Raw genomic sequence first — 21,456 nt, 5'->3', positions numbered from 1 at the left:
GCCGGACGGGCTCGAAAGCCCATCCGGCGATCTTGTGCGGTCCAAAGGGCCGCGCCGGCTCAGGCCGCGCGGGAGAAGCGGCGCGCCGCCAGGGTCAGTGCCGTCGCCGCCAGCAGGGCCACGAAGCCCATCTCCAGCGCGACCGGCGGCGTCCAGCCCGCGATCTCCACGGACTCCGCGTAGCCGCCCAGGTCCACATCGCCCGGAAGCGTCCGGCGGATGCCGTCGATCGCGTACGTCAGCGGGTTGAGCGCCACCGCGATGCCCAGCCAGCCGGGCAGCCCTCCGGGCGGGAACATCGCGCCGGACAGGAACATGAGCGGCATCAACGCCAGGCTGACCACGACCTGGAACGTCTGGATGCTCTTGATCGTGACCGCCGCGAGCATGCCGATCGTGGTGAAGGCCAGGGCCACCACGAAGACTTCGGCCAGGACCACCAGCAGCATCGGGTGGTACGGCACCCCGGCGAGCGGGGCAATGATCAGCACCATGAGGCCGTAGACGGCCCCTGTCGTGGCGCCACCCGTGCACAGGCCGAACAGCAGGCTGCTGCGCCGGACCGGTGCCACGAGGGCCTGGCGCAGGAAGCCCACCTGGCGGTCCCAGACCACCGAGACCCCCACCGAGATCGCCGGTGCCTGGGTGGTCATCACGAGGATGCCCGGGAACAGGAAGCTCCGGTACTCGTCGTAGCCCTCGCCCACGACCCCCGAGGTGTCCAGGCCGGTGCCCAGGACGAGCAGGAACATCAGCGGCGTCACCAGACCCATGACCAGCTGGATCTTGTTGCGGCTCAGCCGGATCATCTCGCGGTGCCACAGCATCCTGACGGCCCGCAGATTCCTTCGGGAGGACCCGCGCGGGCCCGTCCGGGACGGCCGGGCCGGGGTGGACGTGGTGAGGCGGGCGCGGGCCCGCACCGTGCCGGTCTGGGTCACCCCTGCCTCCTGACGAGGTCCTCGAGCGTCATGGGTCCCGCCTCGTCGTCGCGGATGCTGTGGCCGGTGTAGTGGAGGAAGACGTCGTCGAGCGAGGGTGGCGTGACGCTGACCGAGTGCACCCGCACCCCGGCGTCCCCGCAGAACTTCGGGACGAACGCCGCGCCGTCGTCCACCCTCAGCCGCACCCCGTCCGGCCCCGCCTCGGCCTCGACCCCGTACCGCTCGCGCACCACCCGGGCGGTCTCCTGGTCGTCGTCCGTGCGCAGGACGACCAGGTCGGCTCCGACGACGGCCTTGAGCCCGGCCGGGGTGCCCTCGGCGACGACGAAGCCGTCGTCCATGATGGCGATCCGGTCGCAGTTCTCGGCCTCCTCCAGATGATGGGTGGTCATGAAGAGCGTGACGTTGCGTTCGCGCCGCAGGCGGTGCAGGTGCTCCCAGATCGCCACCCGGGTCTGCGGGTCGAGGCCGGTGGTGGGCTCGTCCAGGAACAGCACCGCCGGGGTGTTCAGCAGCCCCCGGGCGATCTCCAGACGGCGGCGCATGCCACCGGAGAAGTCCCGGACGGGGGTGTCGCGGCGGTCGGTGAGCCCCACGAGCCCGAGCACGGCCGCGACGTCCGCCGCGCCCTGCCGGCGGGTGATCCCGAAGAGCTCGGCGTAGAAGCGCAGGTTCTCCTCGGCCGTCAGGTCCTGGTCGAGGGTGGACTCCTGGAAGACCAGCCCGATGTGGTCCCGGACCTCGTCCGGCTGTGCGACCACGTCGAAACCGGCGACCTCGGCCCGCCCTGCCGTGGGGGCGAGCAGGGTGCACAGCATGCTGATCGTGGTGGTCTTGCCCGCGCCGTTGGGGCCGAGGAAGGCGAAGGCGGTGCCGGCGGGCACGCTCAGGTCGAGGCCGGCCACGGCCACGGTGTCGCCGTAGACCTTGCCGAGGTCCTCGGCGCGGACCGCGACGTCCGCGTCCGGGGCGCTCATGACGCCTCCTCCTGCCGCAGCCGTACGGCCATCACGGTGCGGAACCGGGACAGGTCCCCCGGCTCCCCCACGGGCTCGCCGTCCACCTCGACCCAGGCGTGGGCGCCGAACGGGTCGGTGCGGAAGCCGGTGCACCAGTCGGGCCACCGGTCGTGCATCCGGCACAACAGGGCCGCGGCGACCGACCGCTGCAGGCAGCCGAGCCCCGCGCAGCGGGTGCTCACCGTCACCGCCGCCTGCCGGGCGTACAGGGCCTGGTCACGGGTGGCGGGGCGGCTGCCGCGGCTGAGCAGGCGCAGCACTTGGCGCAGGCGGCGCGGCGAGAGCCTTGTGGTCAGCAGCAGCGCCACGCCGGTGGCGAGCCGCGCGCCGATCCGGCCGCGCCAGGACAGGTTGGCGGCGCGGCGTTCTCCGGTCACGGGAATCGTCATACCGTCACCACCAGGTGGGCCTTGCCGAGGGCGGCCACGAGCCGGCGTACGTCGGCGAGGGCCCGGGGGGCGGCGTCGGGCGCGTTCCGGGTCAGTTCGGCCGCGGCCTCCTCGGGGGAACGGCCGTCCAGGAGCAGCCGCAGCGTGACGGCGCCCGAGCCGTTGAGGTGCCAGTAGCGCCCGCTGTGCTCGTCCAGCAGCACCAGGCCCGCCTCGGTGTCGGTGGTGATCACGGTCCGGGCGAGTGCAAGGGTCATCGTGGTTCTCCCACGGGGTGCGGGGTGGCGCTGGGCGAGCGCAGCCAGGCCTCGCACGCCACCGTGTTCTCGAACTGGGACAGGTGATGGCTCTCGGGGGACGGGGCGAGGAACGCGGTGCGCAAGGCGTCGGCGTTCACCAGGCCGCGTTCGGCGAGCCGGAGATCGGTGCACAGGTCGAGGAAGCGGTCCCGGTTGCGGCGGACGCCCTCGTGGAGTTCGGCGCTGAACTCGCCCTTGGAGCGGCGGTCGAGGATGTCGGCGGGCACGGTGCCGCGCATGGCCGCGGTCAGCAGGGGCTTGAACCGTCCGCGGACCATCCGGTCGGACAGCCGGACCGACATCGCTGCCTCGACGACGCGGTCGTCGAGCATGGGCGCGTCCCACTCCACGCCCGAGGCGGCCGTGGCGCGCCGGGTCTGCCGGATGAGCCTGCCGTCGTATCCGGTGAATTCCAGGAGCTGGTGGCGGAGCCGGTCGGGATCGAGCGGCGCCGTCCCCGCCTCGGCCGCCTCGCGGTACAGCTCGCGTACGAGCGCCACGGCGGTCGGCGTGGCCCAGGGCGGCATGCGGGAGCCGCCCGTCCAGCCCAGGTCGAGGTGGGGCGGCCGCGGCGGTGGGGCGGTCAGCCGGCGTGCGCTCGCCATGAGGGCTTGCGGGAAGTCGCCGCGGTCGGCGAGCGCGCGGACGGTGGCGGCGAGCGGCCAGCGGTTGAGCAACCGGTGGCGCTGGATGACCGGCAGGGACCGGAGCGGGTGCCGGCGGGCGAGGGACCACAGGTAGGAGGGGGTGGAGCCGAAGAGTTCGTCGCCGCCCAGGCCCATCATGTGCAGCGACGAGCCGTCCTCGGCGGCGGCCCGGGACAGGTCCGTCAGGTGGGCCGCCCCCGAGGCCCACAGGGCCGGCCCCTCGCCCGTGTCCAGGGCCCGGGCCGGGTCGGTCTCGACGTCGAACCAGTTCGCCTCGCGGGACTTGGGAATCCAGTGGTGGCGGGCGCGCGGCAGCCGGTCGGCGGCGCGGCGGGCCCAGAGGGTGTCCTCGTTGGCCTCGTCCAGGGGTGCGACGTGGTAGGTGGAGAGCTCGTCCGTCTGCGCTTCCGCGATGAAGCACAGGCAGGTGGAGTCGAGCCCGCCGGAGAGGTCGGCGCTCACCCTGCCGGGGCGGCCGGTCCGCAGAGCCACGGCCTCGGTGAGGGCGGCCCGTACGGCGGCCGCGGCGTCCGCGAGCGGGAGGCCGTCCGGCGGCGGGTGCCACCAGCGGATCTGCCGGCCGCCGCCGTCGGTGCGCAGGTGCAGCCAGTGCCCGGGGGTCAGGGCCTCCACCCCGGTCCACACGGAGCGCTGGGTGAGGGGCCAGGGCGGCAGGGGGTCGAGGAGCTGGAGGGCGAGCGCGCTCTCGTCGGCACCGGCGCCGGTCAGGGCCGCCAGCAGGGCAGGGCTGCTGGCCGCCACGCTCACCCCCCGGGTGCGGGCGGTGAAGATGTGGCGTGCGGTGGAGAGCGAGCCCTGGGCCCGTACGTCGCCGTCGAGGCTGGCTATGAGGTGGACGCTGCCGGGCACGCTCCGCGCCAGGGCGTCCAGGTCGTACGGGGAGGTGGCGCGCTCCAGCGCCCGGGCGAGTCCCCGGGTGTTCTTCGGGAGGTGCCCGAACACCGCGATCCGGTGGGGCCCCTCGGCCACCAGCGAGACGTCCCGGTCTCCCCACCGGCCGACCAGCCACGGCCGTCCGGAGTGGTGCGGTATCGAACGGGCCCCGGCGAACGCGGAATTTCCCTTGATGAGGTTTTCTGCTTCCGGGTGGTCCGGAAGGACGGTGAAGTCCATTTCCCCCTGCCATTGTTCCGGCCGCTGTGCGCGGGGCACACGGAAATCGACGGTGGCGGAAGGACGGTCGATGCCGTTCACCGCCACCGTCGGGTCATTCCGGCCTCAGGTGTCAGCCGATGCAGATGAACGCACGGCCGCAGCCGGCGAAGTCACGGCAGCTGCCCCACGGGCTGCAGAGGGTGAGCTCCTCGAAGTCGCCGATCTCGACGAGGGTCGGGGGCTCGTAGACGGTGTTCTCCATGGTGTCCTCCGGTGAATCGGATAGGAATCGAATGCGAGCAGTTGTTTCGCACTCGCTATCGACCGAACACCGGGAATCTAACGTGGAATTGGTCCCGTACCAGCGGGACTCCGGGCCCTCGCGGGTCCCTATTGCGGGTCCCTGATCGTGGTCCCGCGCCAGGGACCGGAGCGGGCCCCCGGACAGCCCTCAGGCGTCGCGGCGGCGGAGCATGAGGAGCCCGCCGACGAGGGCAGCGGCCGTCCAGAGGGCCAGGACCAGCAGGCCGGCCCACGGGCCGAGCACGGAATCCGCCTGCTCGCCGACCGTCATGATCTGCGAGCCGGCCCGGTCGGGCAGATAGCGTGCGACCTCCCGGAGCCCGGGGACGGCATTGGCCACCGGGGAGAAGACGAAGACCACGGAGAACAGCAGCGACAGCGAGAGTGCCGTGCCGCGCAGCATCGTGGCGACCCCCAGGGAGAACAGGCACATCAGCGTGAGGTAGAGCGGGGCGCCGAGCACGGCACGCAGGGCCTCTCCCTCGCCGAGCGAGACGCCGTGCGGCCCCAGCGCCTGCTGCGAGGTCAAAAAGCAGGCGAAGGACATGACCAGGGACAGGGGGAAGGCCACGGCGGCGGCCGAGGCGATCTTGCCGGCGTAGAAGAGGCCGCGCGAGGGGACGGCCGCCAACGACACCCGGATCATGCCGCTGCCGTATTCGCCGCTGATCAGCAGCACGCCGAACGCGAGCAGGGCGAGCTGGGCGAACTGCACGCCGACGAAACCGGAGTTGACCGGGTCGAAGTCGTCCACGACCATGTCGCTTCCGGTGTCGATGGCATGCCGGACGGAGATGTTGTTGATCAGCGCGATGCCCACACTCACGACGAGCGCCAGCGCCAGCGCGCCGAGCGTCGACCAGAGCGTACGGATCTTGGTCAGCTCGGCCCTGACGACGGCCGTGGGAGCGTTGCCGGTCATGACGCCCACTCCCCCGCCACGGTCGCCGCCGCCCGGTACTCCGCCGCGTGCGACGTGAGCCGGAGGAACGCCTCTTCCAGTGAGGACTGCTGGGCGCTCAACTCGTCCAGGGTGATGCCCCTGTCGGCCGCGATCCGGCCGATGGCGGCGGTGTCGGCCTCCTCCACGGTCATGGTGCCGTCCACCTCCCGGACCGCGTGCAGGCCGGCCTCCTCCAGCGCCGCCCGCAGCAGCCCGGGCTGGGGGGTGCGGATGCGCACGGAGGGGCGGCAGTTGTCGGCGATGAAGCCGGCCATGCTGGTGTCGGCGAGCAGACGCCCCCGGCCGATGACGATCAGATGGTCGGCGGTGATGGCCATCTCGCTCATCAAATGGCTGGAGACGAAGACCGTCCGGCCCTCGGCGGCCAGCTTCTTGAGCAGGGTCCTGATCCAGCGCACCCCCTCCGGATCGAGGCCGTTGGCGGGCTCGTCGAGGATCAGGATCCCCGGGTCCCCGAGCAGTGCCGCGGCCAGGCCGAGCCGTTGGCCCATGCCCAGGGAGAAGCCGCCCGCGCGCCTGGCGGCCGCCGACTCGAGGCCGACCAGCTCCAGCACCTCGCGCACCCGCCGCCGGCCGATGCGGTTGGTCTGGGCCAGCCACAGCAGGTGGTGGTAGGCGGTGCGGCTGCGCTGCGCCGCCTTGGCCTCCAGCAGGGCTCCCACGTGCCGGATCGGTTCGCGCAACTGCCCGTAGTGCCGTCCGTCGAGCAGTACCCGGCCCCGGAGCGGGTGGTCGAGGCCCATCGTGATCCGCATGGTCGTCGACTTGCCGGCGCCGTTGGGGCCGAGGAAGCCGGTGACGGTGCCGGATTTCACGGAGAACGACAGGTCGTCGACGGCGACCGTGCTTCCGTATCGTTTCGTCAGCTCCTGGATTTCGATCACCCTCCGACGATCCCGCACCGCAGGCTCGCTGCCATCGGCCCGCCAACCGATCGCCCGCCTCCGACCGGAGGCCGAGGAGGGACGGCACGGGCACGCCAACTCCCCCTGCGGTAGGTCATTCCCGGGGCGGAGGTACGACGGCGGGTCGCGCAGTAAGGTCACCGGGTGGTTGACGACTGGACCGGGCGGGCCGGTCCCGGCCTGTCCGACGAGGGCGCCCGGGCCGTGGTCCGGCGGCTGCGCCCGCGCGAACTGCTGGCCCTGGACGCTCTGGCCGCGGTCGTGCTCATGGCGGCGTTCCTCGCGATATCGGGCGCGTCCGCCACGGGCTCCGCGGCCCCGCCGGCGGCCCGGGTGACGCTGGCGGCGCTGATGGGCCTGCCGGTGGCCGTGCGCAGGCTCTGGCCCGTGCCCGTGTGCGCGGTGACCGCCGTCGCCTCGCTGGTGGCGGCGCTGTCCGGCGTGGTGTCGGAACCGTTCCTCTCGGTGGCGCTCGCGCTGTACTGGGTGGCGGTCACGGCCCCCCGCGCACGCTGGGTGCCCACCCCGACCATCGGCCTGGTCAGCGTCGTCTTCCTGCTCGCCGTCGTGCTGGCGGGCGCGTCCACCTGGGAGCCGGGGGCCCTGCCGATGCAGGTCGTGGGGGTGGCCCTGGCCGGAGCGGCGTGGGCGACCGGCCGTGCGGTCCGGGAACGGCGGGCCTACGCCGCACGGTCGGCGCGGCAGCTCGCCGACCGTGCCGTCGCGGAGGAGAGGCTGCGGATCGCCCGCGAGCTGCACGATGTCGTCGCGCACCACATCGGGGTGATCGCGGTGAAGGCGGGGGTCGCCCATCACGTCCTGGCCGAGCACCCGGAGGCGGCGGGCGAGGCGCTGGGCGTCATCGGGACGGCGAGCCGCGCCGCGCTCGCCGAGATGCGCCACATGCTCGGCGTCCTGCGCTCCGACGGCACGACGGACGAGGAGGTCGCCGACCTGCGGCCCTCACTCGGGCTGTCGGAGCTGTCCGGGCTCGTCGAGCACGCCGCGGCGGCGGGCGTGGAGGTCGAGGTGCGCGCCCGGGACCTCCGGGGGCTGCCCGGGACGGTGGATCTCTCGGCGTACCGGATCGTCCAGGAGGCCCTGACCAATGTCATGAAGCACGCGGGACCGACCCGCTGCCGGGTCGAGCTGGACACCGACGAGCACGGGTTGCGGATCCGGGTGACCGACGACGGCCCCCGCAGGCGGCCGCACCCCCGCCCGGGCGTCGCGCCCGGCCACGGCCTGCTGGGCATGCGGGAGCGGGTGGCCCTCCACGGCGGCGACTTCCGCGCGGGCCCCCGGCCCGAAGGGGGCTTCGCGGTGAGCGTGCGGCTACCCTTCACGCGGCAGGCGGGCTGAGGGGAGGCGGCGGTGGGCGAACCGATGCGAACGGACGGGATCGCGGGGCACGTCGGGGAGCGGGTGCCGGCGGTACCCGTACGCGTACTGATCGCGGACGATCAGGCCCTGCTCCGGGGCAGCTTCCGCGTCCTGGTGGAGGCCGAGCCCGGCCTCACCGTGGTGGGCGAGGCCGGGACGGGCGCCGCGGCCGTGGAACTGGCCCTGCGTGCACGACCGGACGTCGTCCTCATGGACGTGCGCATGCCCGAGATGGACGGCATCGAGGCCACCCGGCTCATCCGCAACACCCCGGAGGCGTCCGACGTCCGGGTCCTGATCCTCACCATGTTCGATCACGACGCCTATGTGTTCAGCGCCCTGCGCGCCGGGGCGAGCGGCTTCCTCCTCAAGGACGTCTCACCCGTCGAACTCCTCCAGGCGATCCGCGTGGTGGCCTCGGGAGAGAGCCTGCTGGCCCCGAGCGTGACGCGACGCCTGGTCGCCGAGTTCTGCCGACGGCCGGAGCCCGCGCCCCGGATCCCCACCGAACTGGGCGGGCTGACGGCCCGCGAGCACGAGGTGCTCACCCTGGTCACCCGTGGCCTGGCGAACGGCGAGATCGCCCGGCGGCTGCACGTCAGTCCCGCCACGGTGAAGACCCACATCGGCCACCTCTTCGACAAGCTCGGCGTCCGGGACCGCGTCCAGCTGGTGATCATCGGCTACGAGACGGGCATCATTTCGCCGGGCAACCGCTGAGGAGGCCCGCCCCGGCGTCCCGCGCCCGCATCGCCGCCGACGTACGGTCCTTGACCTCCAGCTTCCGGAACAGCCGGGTGACGTGATTCTTGATCGTCTTCTCGGAGAGCACGAGGGAACGGGCGATACGCCTGTTGTCCCAGCCCCGGGCGATGCACTCGAGGATTTGCAGCTCGCGATCAGTGAGCGAGGGAAAAGCCGTCCGGCTCGGCACACCGTCGGGCGGGGAGAAATACGTCCCCAGCCGCGCGGCGACGGACGGACCGAATACGGCCCCGCCATCGGCCACGACCTGAATGGCCCGGAAGAGCTCCTCGCACGAGATGCACCTGGAGATGTATCCCTGTGCCCCCGCACGTACCGCGGCGACGACCGCCGCCTCCTCCTCCGCCCCCGACGACGACACCACCAGAACCCGTGGTGCCCGTCCTCCCGGCGCCGCACCCCCGGCTATGGTCCGGACCAGATCGGTGCAGGTGCCCGAATGCGGTGCGCCGACCAGAACGACATCGGTGCCCCCGGAACTGCGGAGCCGCTCCAGTACGTCCGTCCCGAAATCCGACCCTTCTCCTACCACCGCCACGTCGTAGGCCTGTTCCGCGGCGGCACGGACCCCCATGCGGTACATGGCGTCCTCGTCGATGAGAAAGAGCTTTACGGTCACGCCTTACCCCCTGTTGACCAGGAGCAGTACGACTGAGCTCCTGGGCCCCCGTTGCGCTACGGCGACAACCCGGCCCGAATACCGCTGCCATTCCGTGCCACCGTGGCTTCCCCCGTCGGCCAACACGCGGATCACCATAAGGGATTGTTTCTGCAGCGTGAACCCTGAATTTTGCCGGATTGCGCCCCTCCGCACCCGGCCCGTAATCCGCATCGGCATCTCTTCATCCGCCGATGACGTTCCTCACCTGTGCGGTCGGCCCACCCCGCGTTCAACGGCCGCCGTTCCGCCTGCCGCGTGCGGCAAAACTGGATCTTTACAGTGCGGGCCGGGACGGACGGGCACGACTGCGGCGGCCCTCGGGCCGTCGCGACCCGGGGGTGAGCAAGGCGAAGATCACCGCGTACGGTAGCGGAATGAGCCAAGCCGTCGATGCTGTCGATGCAGCCGCGATCGCCCTGAACGAGCGTTCCTGGACCCCTTCGGACTACGAGCTGGCCCTGGGCCGGGATTTCTTCTCCCGCCGCGACGGGCTGCCGCAACGCCTGCTGCCGGGCATGCCCGCGTGCCCCACCCCCCAGGGCTGGGGCACTCAGCACGTGCTGTGGCTGGAGGACGTCTCCTACCTTGCCGACGAGATGCTGGCGGCCTGGCAGTCATGGCTGCCGGCCAGCCACATGATGGCCCTCCTGGGCGCCTACGGCGGCCTGGCCGCGTCGGTCCGGCCCCTGTCGGCCCAGCTGGCGCAGGCGTGGGAAGCCGAGTGGTCGGGCCCGATAAGCCCCCAGGAGACCTCATGGTGGGAGGACTGGCACCTCCCGCCGGAACAGCGGCAGCAGGTCGACGCGCTGACGGAGCGCCTGGTGCTCGTCGGCTCGGTGATGGTCATGGCCGTGAACCAGGGCGGGACGGCCGGCTGACGCTCGCGGAAGGACGAGGGTGCGGACGGGTGCGCCGTCCGCACCCGTGAAGTACGGCCCGACAGCGTTCTCGCCGGTGTCCCCGTCCCACCGCCCGCCGTCGATAAGATCGACCATATACCCCATATATGGCCTTTTTATGATCTTGCCCGAAAAGTAGGTGTACCGCGTGAAGTTGGCCCGTGTTTCCGCGGCCCTCGTCGCCGCCGCGCTGGCCCCGGCCGTTCTCTTCTCCTCGCCGGCGGTCGCCGCCGACAGCGTCAAGGAGCCTGCGGCCTCCGCCCCGGAAAAAGCCGCTGAGGCGAAGCCGGAAAAAGGCACCGACAAGAAGCAGATCGAAGAGGACAGGTTCGCGATTCTGCGGATTCTCGGTCAGGAGAACCCCGGCCGCGGCCTCAAGGCAGCGGCGGAGAAGGCGCTCAACGGCACCCCCGAGGACCGGGTGAGGTTCCTCGAGACCGATTACCGGTCGGCCCGGCGCTCGGACGACCGGGTCCGTACCGTCCAGATTCTGAGCGTCGGCGGGCCCGCCGTGCGGGAAGCCGCGAAGAAGGCGCTCAAGGGAACACCCGAGGACGTTCGGCACTTCCTTGAAGTCGGTCAGTACGAGGCCCGCGCCAAGGACGAGGCCGATGAGAAGGCCGCCAAGGAGGCCGAGGAGAAGAAGGCGAAGGCGAAGGAGAAGGAGAACAAGGACGGCGCCGGGGCCGGCGGCGGCAAGGGCGACAAGCCGTCCACCGGCGACCGGACGAAGCCGGAGAGCGGCGGCAGCGGCAGCGGTGACGCCAAGCCCGCGACCGACCTCGCCGCGAAGCCCGCTGCCGACGACGGGCGCGGCGTGGGCGGCAAGTCCCCCGTCGGCACCGGCCAGATGGCCGCCACCGGCGCCGACCCCGTACTGCCGTGGGCCCTGGGCGGCAGCGCCGTCGCCCTCGCCGTGGGTGCGGGCCTGGTCGTGGCGGCGCGCCGGCGCCGCACCGGCGGCGCCGCGCTCTGACGCCCCGGCGAAGCTCCGTTGAAGCCCCGTTGAAGCCCCGGCGCGTCCAGGGGGTCCGGGCGGCTCGCCCAGACCCCCTATGGCCGGCCTCACGCAGGAGGCCGGCACGTCAGGAGCCCCGTGCGGCTAAGCCGCCGCCACCACCTCCGGGTGCCGCACCCGCACCGCCTCCACGCCCTCCGCGTTGTGCCGCTCCGCCCAGACCTCCAGTGCCGAGCGGCACGCGTGGTCGAGGTGGCGCAGGGCGGAGAGGTCGAGCTCGATGGGGCGGTCCTGGGGCAAGGCCTCCAGGGTGTCCAGGATGCGGGGCAGTCGCAGGAAGGTGGCGTTGCCGGTGAGGGCCACCACCATGCGACCGTCCGTCAGTTCGCGTACGTCGACGCCGACTTGGGAGGTCTCCCACGCCGACTTCACGACGGCGAGCAGCAGGCCCAGCACCACGCCCTCGAACATGCTGGTGGTCACGATGGCGACGGCCGTGACCGCGAGGATGATGAGCTCGCCGCGGTGCTCGCGCCACAGCGGGGCGAGGTCCTTGAACGGTACGAGCTTGCAGCCGGCGTGGACCAGGACGCCCGCGAGAGCGGCCAGGGGGATGATGCCGATCGCGGCCGGGAGCATGACGGCGAACAGCAGCAGCCAGACGCCGTGCAGCACCCGGGACAGGGGCGTCTTGGCGCCGGCCTGGACGTTGGCGGAGCTGCGGACGATGACCGCGGTCATGGGCAGGGCGCCGAGGACGCCGCAGACGGTGTTGCCGACGCCCTGGGCCAGCAGTTCCTTGTCGTAGTGCGTGGGCGGGCCGTCGTGCATGCGGTCGACCGCGGCGGCGCTGAACAGCGTCTCCGCCGAGGCGATGAGGGTGAAGGCGAGCACCGTGCCGAGGGCGGCGACGCTGCCCAGGGAGGTGAGGTCGTTCAGACCGGGCGGCTGGATGGCCTCGATCAGTCCCTGGACCTTCACGTTGGCGACGTTCAGGCCGCCCAGCGCGGTCACGGCCGTGGCCAGGGCGACGGCCACCAGCGGCGCGGGCACCAGCTGGGCCTTCCCCGGGAGCTTCTTCCACAGGACGAGGACGGCTATGGTGCCGGCGCCGACGGCGAAGGAGACCAGCGCGTCGCTGTCGGTGACGACGTCCGCGACGAGGCCGGGGACGCCCGCTATCTTCTCGAGGCCGGAGCGCGGCTGCTTGACCCCGGCCATGGTGTAGAGCTGGCCGAAGAGCAGGACGAGCCCGATGCCGGCGAGCATGCCCTGCACGACGGCCACGGAGATCGCCCGGAACCAGCGGCCGAAGCGCAGGGCGCCCAGGGCGAGTTGGAGCAGCCCCGTGACGAGGACGATGGCGCCGAGAGTGCCCAGGCCGAACTCCCGCACGGCTTCGAAGACGAGCACGGTGAGCCCGGCCGCCGGGCCGCTGACCTGGAAGGTGCTGCCGGGCATGGCGCCGACGACGAGGCCGCCGACGATTCCGGTGATCAGTCCGAGCTCGGCGGGCACGCCGGAGGCGACGGCCACGCCGACGCACAACGGCAGGGCCACCAGGAAGACGACGAGCGACGCGAGTGCGTCACGCCGTAGGACGGGAGGGTCTTTCAGGCTGGAGAACATGGATGAGGGTTCCTTGATTCAAGGTGGTGCGGCGGAGTGCTTCGGGTGAAGTGGCTGCGCGCTACAGCGGACCGAATGCGCGGTCACCGCCGGGCCGGTGCGCCATGACCGCACCGGTGTGTACCTCGTAGTACCAGGCGTGGAGGGACAGCAACCCCTCCTCGATGCGTTCACGTACGCACGGGTAGGCACGCAGCCTCTCGAGCTGGTCCACCGCGTGTTGCTGCACCGCGTCCGCCACGTCGGCGGGAACGGCGGAGGGGTCCTTCGCCCGCGGGGCCCGCACGGCCCGCGGTACGGCACGCTCCAGCCAGCCGCGCACGGCCGGGGCGGAGGAGAGGTCGTCGTCCCGCACTATGGCGCTCACGGCCCCGCAGTGGGAGTGCCCGCAGACGATGATGTCGCGGACGTTGAGCACGCGCACGGCGTACTCGATGGTCGCGGTCTCACCGGCGGGATGGTCGTCGTGGTACTCGGGCACGATGTTGCCCGCCGTGCGCAGCTCGAAGAGCTCGCCGGGGCGTGCGCCCGTGATGAGGGACGGTACGACGCGCGAGTCGGAACAGGTGATGAACAGGGCCTCGGGAGACTGTCCGGCCTCCAGGGGCCTGAAGGTCTCGGCGTTCTCGGCGACGTGGCTCGCGAACGATCGGGCGTTGTCAATGAGCGACTTCATGTTGGCCTGCCTCCTGCACCCCTGATTCTGGCGGGGGCGCGGTGTGGTCGGGTCGGGTCATGTCAGGTCGGATCGGCATTGCCGGTTTCGGGCACCACTGCAGCGGGGTGCCGACGGCAGCCGTGATCGTGTCCGATTCTCCACGGCTGCCGCTACGGATACTTTACCCACACATTACCTGTTGATGACAGACTTTATTTTCCCCAAACAGGGGGCATAGACGGGCACTTGACATGTCGCGGACGGTTCGATCACCGAACTGAAACCCCATCACCCACTGTTCAACTCACCCTTCCCGGCAAGTCATTCGGGCCGCTCAGCAGCACATCGCGTCCTTGACACCCCTATTGGTACAGTCCAACATCCCGACTGTCCGGGCGACGGGGCCCCGGGCGTGCACGGCACCCGGCGGCACCGGGCCGCCCCAGTCGGAGGGGGGACCCCCATGCACCTCACGCACCTGACCCACGCGGTGCTGCAGCCGGGATTCGAGGGCACGACGGCCCCCGACTGGGTCCGCCGCCGGATCGCCGACGAGGGCCTCGCCTCCGTCGTCCTGTTCGGGCGCAACATCTCCACGCCCGAACAGGTCGCCCGCCTCACCGCCGCGCTGCGCGCCGAGAACCCCGACCTGATCGTCGCGATCGACGAGGAGGCGGGCGACGTCACCCGCCTGGAGGCCTGGACCGGGGCCTCGCGCCCCGGCAACCTCGCCCTGGGCTCGGTCGACGACACCGCGCTGACCGAGGAGGTCGCCCGGGACATCGGCCGCGAGCTGCACGCGGCCGGCGTCACCCTCGACTACGCGCCCAGCGCCGACGTCAACTCCAACCCCCGCAATCCGGTCATCGGCGTGCGGTCCTTCGGCTCGAGCACCGCCCTCGTGGCCCGGCACACGGCGGCCTGGGTGCGCGGGCTGCAGTCGGCGGGGGTCGCCGCCTGCGCCAAGCACTTCCCCGGCCACGGCGACACCGCCGTCGACTCCCACCACGACCTGCCCACCGTCACCGCCTCCGCCGCCTCGGTCGCGGGGACCGCCCTGCCCCCCTTCGTCGCCGCGATCGGGGCGGGCGTGCGCGCCGTGATGACCGGCCACCTCCTCGTCCCCGCCCTCGACCCGGACCTCCCGGCCACGCTCAGCCGGCGCGTCCTGGTCGACCTGCTGCGCACCCGGCTGGGCTTCGACGGGATGGTCGTCACCGACGGCATCGAGATGAGCGCCGTGACCTCCCGCTACGGCATCGACGGGGCGACGGTGCGGGCCGTGGCGGGCGGCGCGGACGCGGTGTGCGTCGGCGGCGAGAGCGCGGCGGAGGAGACGACCGAACGGCTGACGGCCGCGCTGGCCAAGGCGGTTCACGACGGCACCCTGCCGCAGGAGCGGCTGGCCGAGGCGGCGGGCCGGGTCGCGGAGTTCGCCGCCTGGTCCGGGGAGCGGTTCCGCGGCCGTACGGCCGGGCACGGCGCACGCTCCGACGTCGGGCTGCGTGCCGCCCGGCGCGCCCTGCGCGTCACCGGCGCGGCGGCCGCCGCGCTGCCCCTGGGCGCCGACCCGCACGTCGTCGAGCTCGCCCCCGCCTCCACCCTCGCCATCGACCGGCAGACGCCCTGGGGGCTGGCCGCGCCCCTGCGCGCGCTGCGGCCCGCCACCACGTCCGTGCGGCTGACGCAGCCCGAACTCGCCCGCGACGCATCGGCCTTGGAGCGCGCCGCCCTCGTCCCCGCCGTCGGCCGCCCGCTGGTCGTCGTGGTCCGCGACGTGGCCCGGCACTCCTGGATGGCCGGCGCCCTCGGCCGCCTCCTGCGGCGGCGTCCGGACGCGGTCGTCGTCGAGATGGGCGTCCCCGGTACCGACACCCCCGGCGCCCCGCACCTCGCGACCCACGGGGCCACTCGCGTATCGGGCCTGGCCGCGGCCGAGTTCCTCACCGGCACAAACGGAACCCACACAAACGGAACCGACACCTTCTGAATCATTCCGATATGCGGATAGGGGGTGACGTCCGGAGGCACCCTCCCCTAGATTTCCTGCGCATTACGCAAGTGATCGCTCAGGGGACGGAGTCACGCATGTCGCAACCACCCGCGCAGCCACCCGGGGGCGGCCGTGAACCGGTCGTCACCCTGCCGCTGGTCATCGCCGGGGTATGCCTGGCCCTGCCGTTCGCGGCGATGCTCTGGGTCGACTCCTACTCCCGGCTCACCCCGGCCTTCATCGGTATCCCCTTCTTCTACTGGTACCAGATGCTGTGGGTCGTCCTCTCGACGCTGCTCACCGTCATCGCCTATGTCATCGTGCGCCGCCACGAGCGGCGGACGCGTACGCGTGCGGGAGGTGAGCCGCGATGAAGGACGGCGTGAACGGTGTCGCGCTCACCGTCTTCATCATCTTCTTCCTCGCCGTCACGGTCATGGGCTTTCTGGCCTCGAAGTGGCGGCGCGCGGAGAACGCGAACAATCTCGACGAGTGGGGACTGGGCGGCCGCTCCTTCGGCACCTGGGTCACCTGGTTCCTGCTGGGCGGTGACCTCTATACCGCGTATACGTTCGTGGCCGTCCCGGCCGCCATTTACGCGGGCGGCGCGGCGGGCTTCTTCGCGGTGCCGTACACCATTCTCTGTTACCCGCTGGTGTTCACCTTCCTGCCCCGCCTCTGGTCGGTCGCGCACAAGCACGGCTATGTGACGTCCTCGGACTTCGTCCGGGGCCGGTTCGGCTCCAAGGGCCTCTCGCTGGCCCTGGCGTTGACCGGAATACTCGCCACGATGCCGTACATCGCGCTGCAATTGGTCGGCATCCAGGCGGTTCTGGACGTCATGGGCGTCGGCGGCGGGGAGAACACCAACTGGTTCGTGAAGGACCTGCCGCTGCTGATCGCCTTCGGTGTGCTCGCGGCCTACACCTATTCCTCGGGGCTGCGCGCGCCCGCGCTGATCGCGTTCGTCAAGGACACCTTGATCTACATCGTGATCATCGTGGCGATCATCTACATCCCGATGAAGCTCGGCGGCTTCGACGACATCTTCGCGAAGGCCGGCGAGGCGTTCGCGGCAGAAAACCCGGCCACCGGCAAGCCGCGCGGCTCACTGATCACCGGACCGCAGGCACAGTGGGCGTACGCGACGCTCGCCCTGGGCTCGGCGATGGCGCTGTTCCTCTATCCGCACTCGGTGACCGCGGTGCTTTCCAGCAAGGGCCGCAATGTCATCCGCCGCAACACCACCATTCTTCCCCTTTACTCCCTGATGCTGGGTCTGCTGGCCATGCTCGGCTTCATGGCCCTCGCCGCCGGGGTGAAGGTGAAGAACGGACAGCTCGCGATCCCACAGCTCTTCGAGGACATGTTCCCCGACTGGTTCACGGGCGTGGCCTTCGCGGCCATCGGCATCGGCGCGCTCGTTCCGGCCGCCATCATGTCGATCGCGGCGGCAAATCTGTTCACGCGCAACATCTACAAGGACTTCATCAAGCCGGACGCCTCTCCCGAACACGAGGCGAAGGTCTCCAAGCTCGCCTCCCTGCTGGTGAAGGTCGGCGCCCTCGCCTTCGTCCTGACCATGGACAAAACGGTCGCCATCAATTTCCAGCTGCTCGGCGGCATCTGGATCCTGCAGACCGTGCCGGCCCTGGTCGGCGGTCTCTTCACCCGCTGGTGCCACCGCTGGGCGCTGCTCGCGGGCTGGGCGGCCGGAATGATCTACGGCACCTGGCGGGCGTACGACACGCCGAGCGCCACCCAGGACCACTTCGGCAACACCAACCTGATCCCGCTCATCGGCGAGAAGGGCTACATCGGCCTCACGGCCTTCGCCCTCAATGTGATCGTCGTCATCGTCGCGACGTTCGTCCTCAGGGCGCTGAAGGCGCCCGACGGCGTGGACGAGACCCGGCCGTCGGACTACACCGCCGACGCCGGCGACCCGGGCGTCCGTACGGACCTCCCCCCGGCCACCGTGGGAGCCCCCGGCGGGCACTGACCCGACCCACCCTCCAGAGGGCCGTCACACCCCCGCCCAGGGGGCGTGACGGCCCTCTTCGCTTGCCCTGCCGGGCCCACCCGTTAGCACATTCCGCAACCGCTTCATGACGGGACGACACAACATGTGGGGGCGCGTACGAGGCCCGGCACTAGATGTATGCTCGTCCTCGCTGTCGTCGCAGGGGAATCCGGTGGAAATCCGGAACTGTCCCGCAACGGTGTATGTGTGCGCATATACACAGCGCACCGAAGTCCGAGGACCTGCCGACAGCGCGTCCACCACCGAGCCTGCCCTGGGCTCGGCTATGGGCGTTGAATTCGTCCGGGCCCCGCGGGTTGGGCCGGCGGACGCCTACGAGGTGTGCCCTGGTGCAAGAGGCATGCCCGTACGCGACCGTCGCGCGCCTCCCGCCCGGCCCACCCCAGCCGAGCGAGGGAGAGCCACACGTGACCATCGCGCCCGCAGATCCGGTCTCAGCGAACGCGGAAGCGACCGGCGGCCCCGGGACCGCGCTGCTGCGCACCCTGACCGATCTCACCGCCGATCTGCCCGCCACCGACCCGGGCAAGGTCGCCGCCGCCGCGCTGCGCGGCCGGCACCCCGGTTCGGACGAGGCCGAGCTGCGCTCCCTCGCCACCGAGGCCGCCGCCGGTCTCATCGCCGAGGAGCCGGAGTACTCCAAGCTCGCCGCCCGGCTGCTCACCCGTGCCATCGCCGACGAGGCGGCCGGCCAGGGTGCGACGTCCTTCTCCGCCTCGGTCGCCGTCGGCCACCGCGAGGGCCTGATCGCGGACGAGACCGCCGCCTTCGTGGCCACCCACGCCGAGCGCCTGGACGCTCTGGTGGAGACGGCGCTGACCGACGGCGCCGACGACCGCTTCGGCTACTTCGGCCTGCGCACCCTGCACAGCCGCTACCTGCTGCGCCACCCGATCCACCGCGACGTGATCGAGACCCCGCAGCACTTCCTGCTCCGCGTGGCCTGCGGTCTGGCCGAGGACCACTCGGAGCGGGCCCTGGACGACGTCGCGGAGCTGTACCGGCTGACCAGCACGCTGTCGTACCTGCCGTCCTCCCCCACGCTCTTCAACTCCGGCACCCGCCACCCGCAGATGTCGTCCTGCTACCTGCTGGACTCGCCGCTGGACGAGCTGGACTCGATCTACGACCGCTACCACCAGGTGGCGCGCCTGTCGAAGCACGCGGGCGGCATCGGCCTGTCCTACTCCCGCATCCGCTCGCGCGGCTCGCTGATCCGCGGCACCAACGGTCACTCCAACGGCATCGTGCCGTTCCTGCGCACCCTCGACGCCTCCGTCGCGGCGGTCAACCAGGGCGGCCGGCGCAAGGGCGCCGCCTGCGTCTACCTGGAGACCTGGCACGCGGACATCGAGGAGTTCCTGGAGCTCCGCGACAACACCGGTGAGGAGGCCCGCCGCACCCACAACCTCAACATCGCGCACTGGATCCCGGACGAGTTCATGCGCCGCGTCGAGGCCGACGCCGACTGGTCGCTGTTCTCCCCCGCCGACACGCCCGACCTGGTCGACCTCTACGGCGACGAGTTCGACGCCGCGTACCGCCGGTACGAGGCCGAGGGCAAGGCCGTCAAGCAGATCCCGGCCCGCGTGCTGTACGCCCGCATGATGCGTACCCTCGCGCAGACCGGCAACGGCTGGATGACGTTCAAGGACGCCGCCAACCGCACGGCCAACCAGACGGCCGAAAAGGGCAAGGTCGTCCACTCCTCGAACCTCTGCACCGAGATCCTCGAGGTCACCGACGACAGCGAGACCGCGGTCTGCAACCTCGGCTCGGTCAACCTCGCGCAGCACCTGGGTGCCGACGGCGAGATGGACTGGGAGAAGCTCGACCGTACGGTCCGTACGGCCGTGACGTTCCTCGACCGCGTCGTGGACATCAACTTCTACCCGACCGAGCAGGCCGGCAACTCCAACAACCGCTGGCGCCCGGTGGGCCTGGGCCTGATGGGCCTGCAGGACGTCTTCTTCCGCCTGCGCCTGCCCTTCGACTCCCCCGAGGCGAAGGAGCTGTCCACCCGCATCTCCGAGCGGATCATGCTCGCGGCGTACGAGGCCTCCGCCGACCTCGCCGAGCGGCACGGCCCGCACGCGGCCTGGTCCGCGACCCGCACCGCCCGCGGCGTGCTGCACCCGGACCACTACCCCAACGCCGTCCCGGCCTGGGCGGACCGCTGGGACGCGCTGCGCGCCCGCATCGCCGAGGTCGGCATGCGCAACTCGCTGCTGCTGGCGATCGCCCCCACGGCGACCATCGCCTCCATCGCGGGCGTGTACGAGTGCATCGAGCCGCAGGTCTCCAACCTCTTCAAGCGCGAGACGCTCTCCGGTGAGTTCCTGCAGGTCAACACCTACCTGGTGGAGGACCTCAAGAAGCTCGGCGTGTGGGACCGCACGACCCGCGACGCCATGACGGACGCCAACGGCTCGATCCAGGACCTGAAGTGGATCCCGCAGGAGGTGCGCGACCTGTACCGCACCGCCTGGGAGATCCCGCAGCGCTTCCTGATCGACATGGCCGCGGCCCGTACGCCGTACCTGGACCAGAGCCAGTCGCTGAACCTCTTCATGGCCTCGCCCACCATCGGCAAGCTCAGCTCGATGTACGCGTACGCCTGGAAGCAGGGCATCAAGACGACGTACTACCTGCGCTCGCGTCCGGCGACCCGGATCGCCCGGTCGGCCAGTGCGGCCGCCACCATCCCGGTGCAGCAGGCCGCGCCCGACGCGGACGCCATCGCCTGCTCCCTTGAGAACCCCGAGTCCTGCGAGGCCTGCCAGTAATGAGCTCCACCGAGAAGAACCTGCTCGACCCGGGCTTCGAGCTGACCCTGCGCCCGATGCGGTACCCGGACTTCTACGACCGCTACCGCGACGCGATCAAGAACACCTGGACCGTGGAGGAGGTCGACCTCCACTCGGACGTCGCCGACCTCGCCAAGCTCTCCCCGGGCGAGCAGCACATGATCGGCCGCCTGGTCGCGTTCTTCGCGACCGGCGACTCGATCGTGGCGAACAACCTGGTCCTGACGCTGTACAAGCACATCAACTCCCCCGAGGCGCGGCTGTACCTGTCGCGGCAGCTCTTCGAGGAGGCCGTGCACGTCCAGTTCTATCTGACCCTGCTGGACACCTACCTCCCCGACCCGGAGGACCGTGCCGCCGCCTTCGACGCGGTCGAGAACATCCCCTCGATCCGCGAGAAGGCCCAGTTCTGCTTCAAGTGGATCAACGAGGTCGAGAAGCTGGAGCGGCTGGAGACGAAGGCCGACCGCCGTCGCTTCCTGCTCAACCTGATCTGCTTCGCCGCGTGCATCGAGGGCCTGTTCTTCTACGGCGCCTTCGCCTACGTGTACTGGTTCCGCAGCCGCGGCCTGCTGCACGGCCTGGCGACCGGCACCAACTGGGTCTTCCGCGACGAGACCATGCACATGAACTTCGCGTTCGAGGTCGTGGACACCGTCCGCCAGGAGGAGCCCGACCTCTTCGACGACGAGCTCCAGCAGCAGGTCACGGACATGCTGAAGGAGGCCGTCGAGGCGGAGCTGCAGTTCGGCCGCGACCTGTGCGGCGAGGGCCTGCCGGGCATGAACACCGAGTCCATGCGCGAGTACCTGCAGTGCGTGGCCGACCAGCGCCTGGTGCGCCTGGGCTTCAAGCCGGTCTTCGGCTCGGAGAACCCTTTCTCCTTCATGGAGCTGCAGAACGTCCAGGAGCTGACCAACTTCTTCGAGCGCCGCGCGTCCGCGTACCAGGTGGCGGTCGAGGGCTCGGTCTCCTTCGACGACGAGTTCTAGGAGATCCGGTTCCCGGGAACCGGATCTGAGAAATCGGCGCGACACGTCGATTCCGGCGTCTCCCGTTCGACGTACAGGTGA

At 71.2% G+C, this 21,456-nt stretch carries 20 protein-coding genes and 1 riboswitch; of the genes, 9 read left to right on the top strand and 11 right to left on the bottom strand.

The window, feature by feature from the left end:
* Positions 1-59: 59 nt before the first annotated feature.
* The 8 genes from AB0G59_RS01580 to AB0G59_RS01545 all read right to left on the bottom strand — a co-directional run bounded on the left by AB0G59_RS01580 (position 60) and on the right by AB0G59_RS01545 (position 6,565).
* Entirely contained in the window at positions 60-941 is an 882-nt protein-coding gene (locus AB0G59_RS01580; protein WP_360906838.1) for an ABC transporter permease, read from the bottom strand.
* Positions 938-1,921 (bottom strand): ATP-binding cassette domain-containing protein, encoded by a 984-nt coding sequence (locus AB0G59_RS01575; protein ID WP_071962405.1) that lies wholly within the window; start codon positions 1,919-1,921, stop codon positions 938-940. Before AB0G59_RS01575 ends, AB0G59_RS01580 begins: the two co-directional genes overlap by 4 nt.
* Positions 1,918-2,340: a lasso peptide biosynthesis B2 protein gene (locus AB0G59_RS01570; RefSeq protein ID WP_360906836.1), complete on the bottom strand. Its 423-nt coding sequence runs from the start codon at positions 2,338-2,340 to the stop codon at positions 1,918-1,920. Before AB0G59_RS01570 ends, AB0G59_RS01575 begins: the two co-directional genes overlap by 4 nt.
* An 8-nt stretch (positions 2,341-2,348) precedes the next feature.
* A complete protein-coding gene (locus tag AB0G59_RS01565) occupies positions 2,349-2,609 on the bottom strand; it encodes a lasso peptide biosynthesis PqqD family chaperone (RefSeq protein ID WP_360906834.1) in 261 nt (86 codons plus the stop codon).
* On the bottom strand, positions 2,606-4,432 hold the full coding sequence (locus AB0G59_RS01560; RefSeq protein WP_360906832.1) for an asparagine synthase-related protein: 1,827 nt from the start codon (positions 4,430-4,432) through the stop codon (positions 2,606-2,608). Before AB0G59_RS01560 ends, AB0G59_RS01565 begins: the two co-directional genes overlap by 4 nt.
* A gap of 112 nt (positions 4,433-4,544) precedes the next feature.
* A complete protein-coding gene (locus AB0G59_RS01555; RefSeq protein WP_360906830.1) occupies positions 4,545-4,676 on the bottom strand; it encodes a lasso RiPP family leader peptide-containing protein in 132 nt (43 codons plus the stop codon).
* A 189-nt stretch (positions 4,677-4,865) separates the two neighbouring features.
* Positions 4,866-5,639 carry an ABC transporter permease gene (locus AB0G59_RS01550; RefSeq protein ID WP_360906828.1) on the bottom strand — a complete coding sequence of 258 codons (774 nt, stop codon included), beginning with the start codon at positions 5,637-5,639 and terminating at the stop codon, positions 4,866-4,868.
* Positions 5,636-6,565, bottom strand: a complete 930-nt coding sequence (locus AB0G59_RS01545; protein ID WP_360906826.1) for an ATP-binding cassette domain-containing protein — start codon at positions 6,563-6,565, stop codon at positions 5,636-5,638. The genes AB0G59_RS01550 and AB0G59_RS01545 overlap by 4 nt, the downstream gene beginning before the upstream one ends.
* A 165-nt stretch (positions 6,566-6,730) precedes the next feature.
* On the opposite strand from AB0G59_RS01545, the gene AB0G59_RS01540 reads away from it, so the two are divergent.
* Entirely contained in the window at positions 6,731-7,948 is a 1,218-nt protein-coding gene (locus AB0G59_RS01540) for a histidine kinase (protein ID WP_360906824.1), read from the top strand.
* Between the two features lie 24 nt (positions 7,949-7,972).
* Positions 7,973-8,689: a response regulator transcription factor gene (locus AB0G59_RS01535; RefSeq protein WP_360907546.1), complete on the top strand. Its 717-nt coding sequence runs from the start codon at positions 7,973-7,975 to the stop codon at positions 8,687-8,689.
* Here AB0G59_RS01535 and AB0G59_RS01530 read toward each other — a convergent pair.
* Positions 8,667-9,353 carry a response regulator transcription factor gene (locus AB0G59_RS01530; protein WP_360906822.1) on the bottom strand — a complete coding sequence of 229 codons (687 nt, stop codon included), beginning with the start codon at positions 9,351-9,353 and terminating at the stop codon, positions 8,667-8,669. The genes AB0G59_RS01535 and AB0G59_RS01530 overlap by 23 nt on opposite strands.
* 416 nt (positions 9,354-9,769) lie before the next feature.
* Between AB0G59_RS01530 and AB0G59_RS01525 the strand changes: the two genes are divergently transcribed.
* Positions 9,770-10,273, top strand: a complete 504-nt coding sequence (locus tag AB0G59_RS01525) for a hypothetical protein (RefSeq protein WP_360906820.1) — start codon at positions 9,770-9,772, stop codon at positions 10,271-10,273.
* A gap of 169 nt (positions 10,274-10,442) precedes the next feature.
* On the top strand, positions 10,443-11,270 hold the full coding sequence (locus AB0G59_RS01520) for an ALF repeat-containing protein (protein WP_360906818.1): 828 nt from the start codon (positions 10,443-10,445) through the stop codon (positions 11,268-11,270).
* A 126-nt stretch (positions 11,271-11,396) separates the two neighbouring features.
* On the opposite strand, the gene AB0G59_RS01515 is transcribed toward AB0G59_RS01520, so the two are convergent.
* Both AB0G59_RS01515 and AB0G59_RS01510 read right to left on the bottom strand, forming a co-directional pair.
* Complete coding sequence (locus AB0G59_RS01515; protein ID WP_360906816.1) at positions 11,397-12,881, bottom strand: SulP family inorganic anion transporter; 1,485 nt, start codon at positions 12,879-12,881, stop codon at positions 11,397-11,399.
* 61 nt (positions 12,882-12,942) lie between these two features.
* A complete protein-coding gene (locus tag AB0G59_RS01510; protein ID WP_071962412.1) occupies positions 12,943-13,557 on the bottom strand; it encodes a carbonic anhydrase in 615 nt (204 codons plus the stop codon).
* 445 nt (positions 13,558-14,002) lie between these two features.
* On the opposite strand from AB0G59_RS01510, the gene AB0G59_RS01505 reads away from it, so the two are divergent.
* The 5 genes from AB0G59_RS01505 (at position 14,003) to AB0G59_RS01485 (ending at position 21,375) form a co-directional block, all read left to right on the top strand.
* The gene (locus AB0G59_RS01505; RefSeq protein ID WP_360906813.1) at positions 14,003-15,529 is read left to right on the top strand and encodes a glycoside hydrolase family 3 protein; all 1,527 of its coding nucleotides are present in this window, start codon (positions 14,003-14,005) and stop codon (positions 15,527-15,529) included.
* Between the two features lie 98 nt (positions 15,530-15,627).
* Positions 15,628-15,906: a DUF3311 domain-containing protein gene (locus AB0G59_RS01500; RefSeq protein ID WP_360906812.1), complete on the top strand. Its 279-nt coding sequence runs from the start codon at positions 15,628-15,630 to the stop codon at positions 15,904-15,906.
* Complete coding sequence (gene mctP, locus AB0G59_RS01495; RefSeq protein ID WP_360906810.1) at positions 15,903-17,534, top strand: monocarboxylate uptake permease MctP; 1,632 nt, start codon at positions 15,903-15,905, stop codon at positions 17,532-17,534. The genes AB0G59_RS01500 and mctP overlap by 4 nt, the downstream gene beginning before the upstream one ends.
* 142 nt (positions 17,535-17,676) lie before the next feature.
* A riboswitch (cobalamin riboswitch) is annotated at positions 17,677-17,820 on the top strand.
* A gap of 163 nt (positions 17,821-17,983) precedes the next feature.
* Positions 17,984-20,362 carry a ribonucleoside-diphosphate reductase subunit alpha gene (locus tag AB0G59_RS01490; RefSeq protein ID WP_360906808.1) on the top strand — a complete coding sequence of 793 codons (2,379 nt, stop codon included), beginning with the start codon at positions 17,984-17,986 and terminating at the stop codon, positions 20,360-20,362.
* Entirely contained in the window at positions 20,362-21,375 is a 1,014-nt protein-coding gene (locus tag AB0G59_RS01485; protein WP_360906806.1) for a ribonucleotide-diphosphate reductase subunit beta, read from the top strand. Before AB0G59_RS01490 ends, AB0G59_RS01485 begins: the two co-directional genes overlap by 1 nt.
* Positions 21,376-21,456: the final 81 nt, after the last annotated feature.

This window comes from Streptomyces sp. NPDC021096 (assembly GCF_040641275.1).
Taxonomy (GTDB): domain Bacteria; phylum Actinomycetota; class Actinomycetes; order Streptomycetales; family Streptomycetaceae; genus Streptomyces.
The sequence above is the reverse complement of the archived record's forward strand: the minus strand, read 5'-3'. Positions and strand labels throughout refer to the sequence as shown.

What these genes read in the sequence shown, in the direction of transcription:
- AB0G59_RS01575 (WP_071962405.1), bottom strand. Translation starts at nt 1,921, where the DNA reads ATGAGCGCCCCGGACGCGGACGTCGCGGTCCGCGCCGAGGACCTCGGC.
- AB0G59_RS01565 (WP_360906834.1), bottom strand. Translation starts at nt 2,609, where the DNA reads ATGACCCTTGCACTCGCCCGGACCGTGATCACCACCGACACCGAGGCG.
- AB0G59_RS01560 (WP_360906832.1), bottom strand. Translation starts at nt 4,432, where the DNA reads ATGGACTTCACCGTCCTTCCGGACCACCCGGAAGCAGAAAACCTCATC.
- AB0G59_RS01555 (WP_360906830.1), bottom strand. Translation starts at nt 4,676, where the DNA reads ATGGAGAACACCGTCTACGAGCCCCCGACCCTCGTCGAGATCGGCGAC.
- AB0G59_RS01550 (WP_360906828.1), bottom strand. Translation starts at nt 5,639, where the DNA reads ATGACCGGCAACGCTCCCACGGCCGTCGTCAGGGCCGAGCTGACCAAG.
- AB0G59_RS01535 (WP_360907546.1), top strand. Translation starts at nt 7,973, where the DNA reads ATGCGAACGGACGGGATCGCGGGGCACGTCGGGGAGCGGGTGCCGGCG.
- AB0G59_RS01525 (WP_360906820.1), top strand. Translation starts at nt 9,770, where the DNA reads ATGAGCCAAGCCGTCGATGCTGTCGATGCAGCCGCGATCGCCCTGAAC.
- AB0G59_RS01515 (WP_360906816.1), bottom strand. Translation starts at nt 12,881, where the DNA reads ATGTTCTCCAGCCTGAAAGACCCTCCCGTCCTACGGCGTGACGCACTC.
- AB0G59_RS01510 (WP_071962412.1), bottom strand. Translation starts at nt 13,557, where the DNA reads ATGAAGTCGCTCATTGACAACGCCCGATCGTTCGCGAGCCACGTCGCC.
- AB0G59_RS01505 (WP_360906813.1), top strand. Translation starts at nt 14,003, where the DNA reads ATGCACCTCACGCACCTGACCCACGCGGTGCTGCAGCCGGGATTCGAG.
- AB0G59_RS01500 (WP_360906812.1), top strand. Translation starts at nt 15,628, where the DNA reads ATGTCGCAACCACCCGCGCAGCCACCCGGGGGCGGCCGTGAACCGGTC.
- mctP (WP_360906810.1), top strand. Translation starts at nt 15,903, where the DNA reads ATGAAGGACGGCGTGAACGGTGTCGCGCTCACCGTCTTCATCATCTTC.
- AB0G59_RS01485 (WP_360906806.1), top strand. Translation starts at nt 20,362, where the DNA reads ATGAGCTCCACCGAGAAGAACCTGCTCGACCCGGGCTTCGAGCTGACC.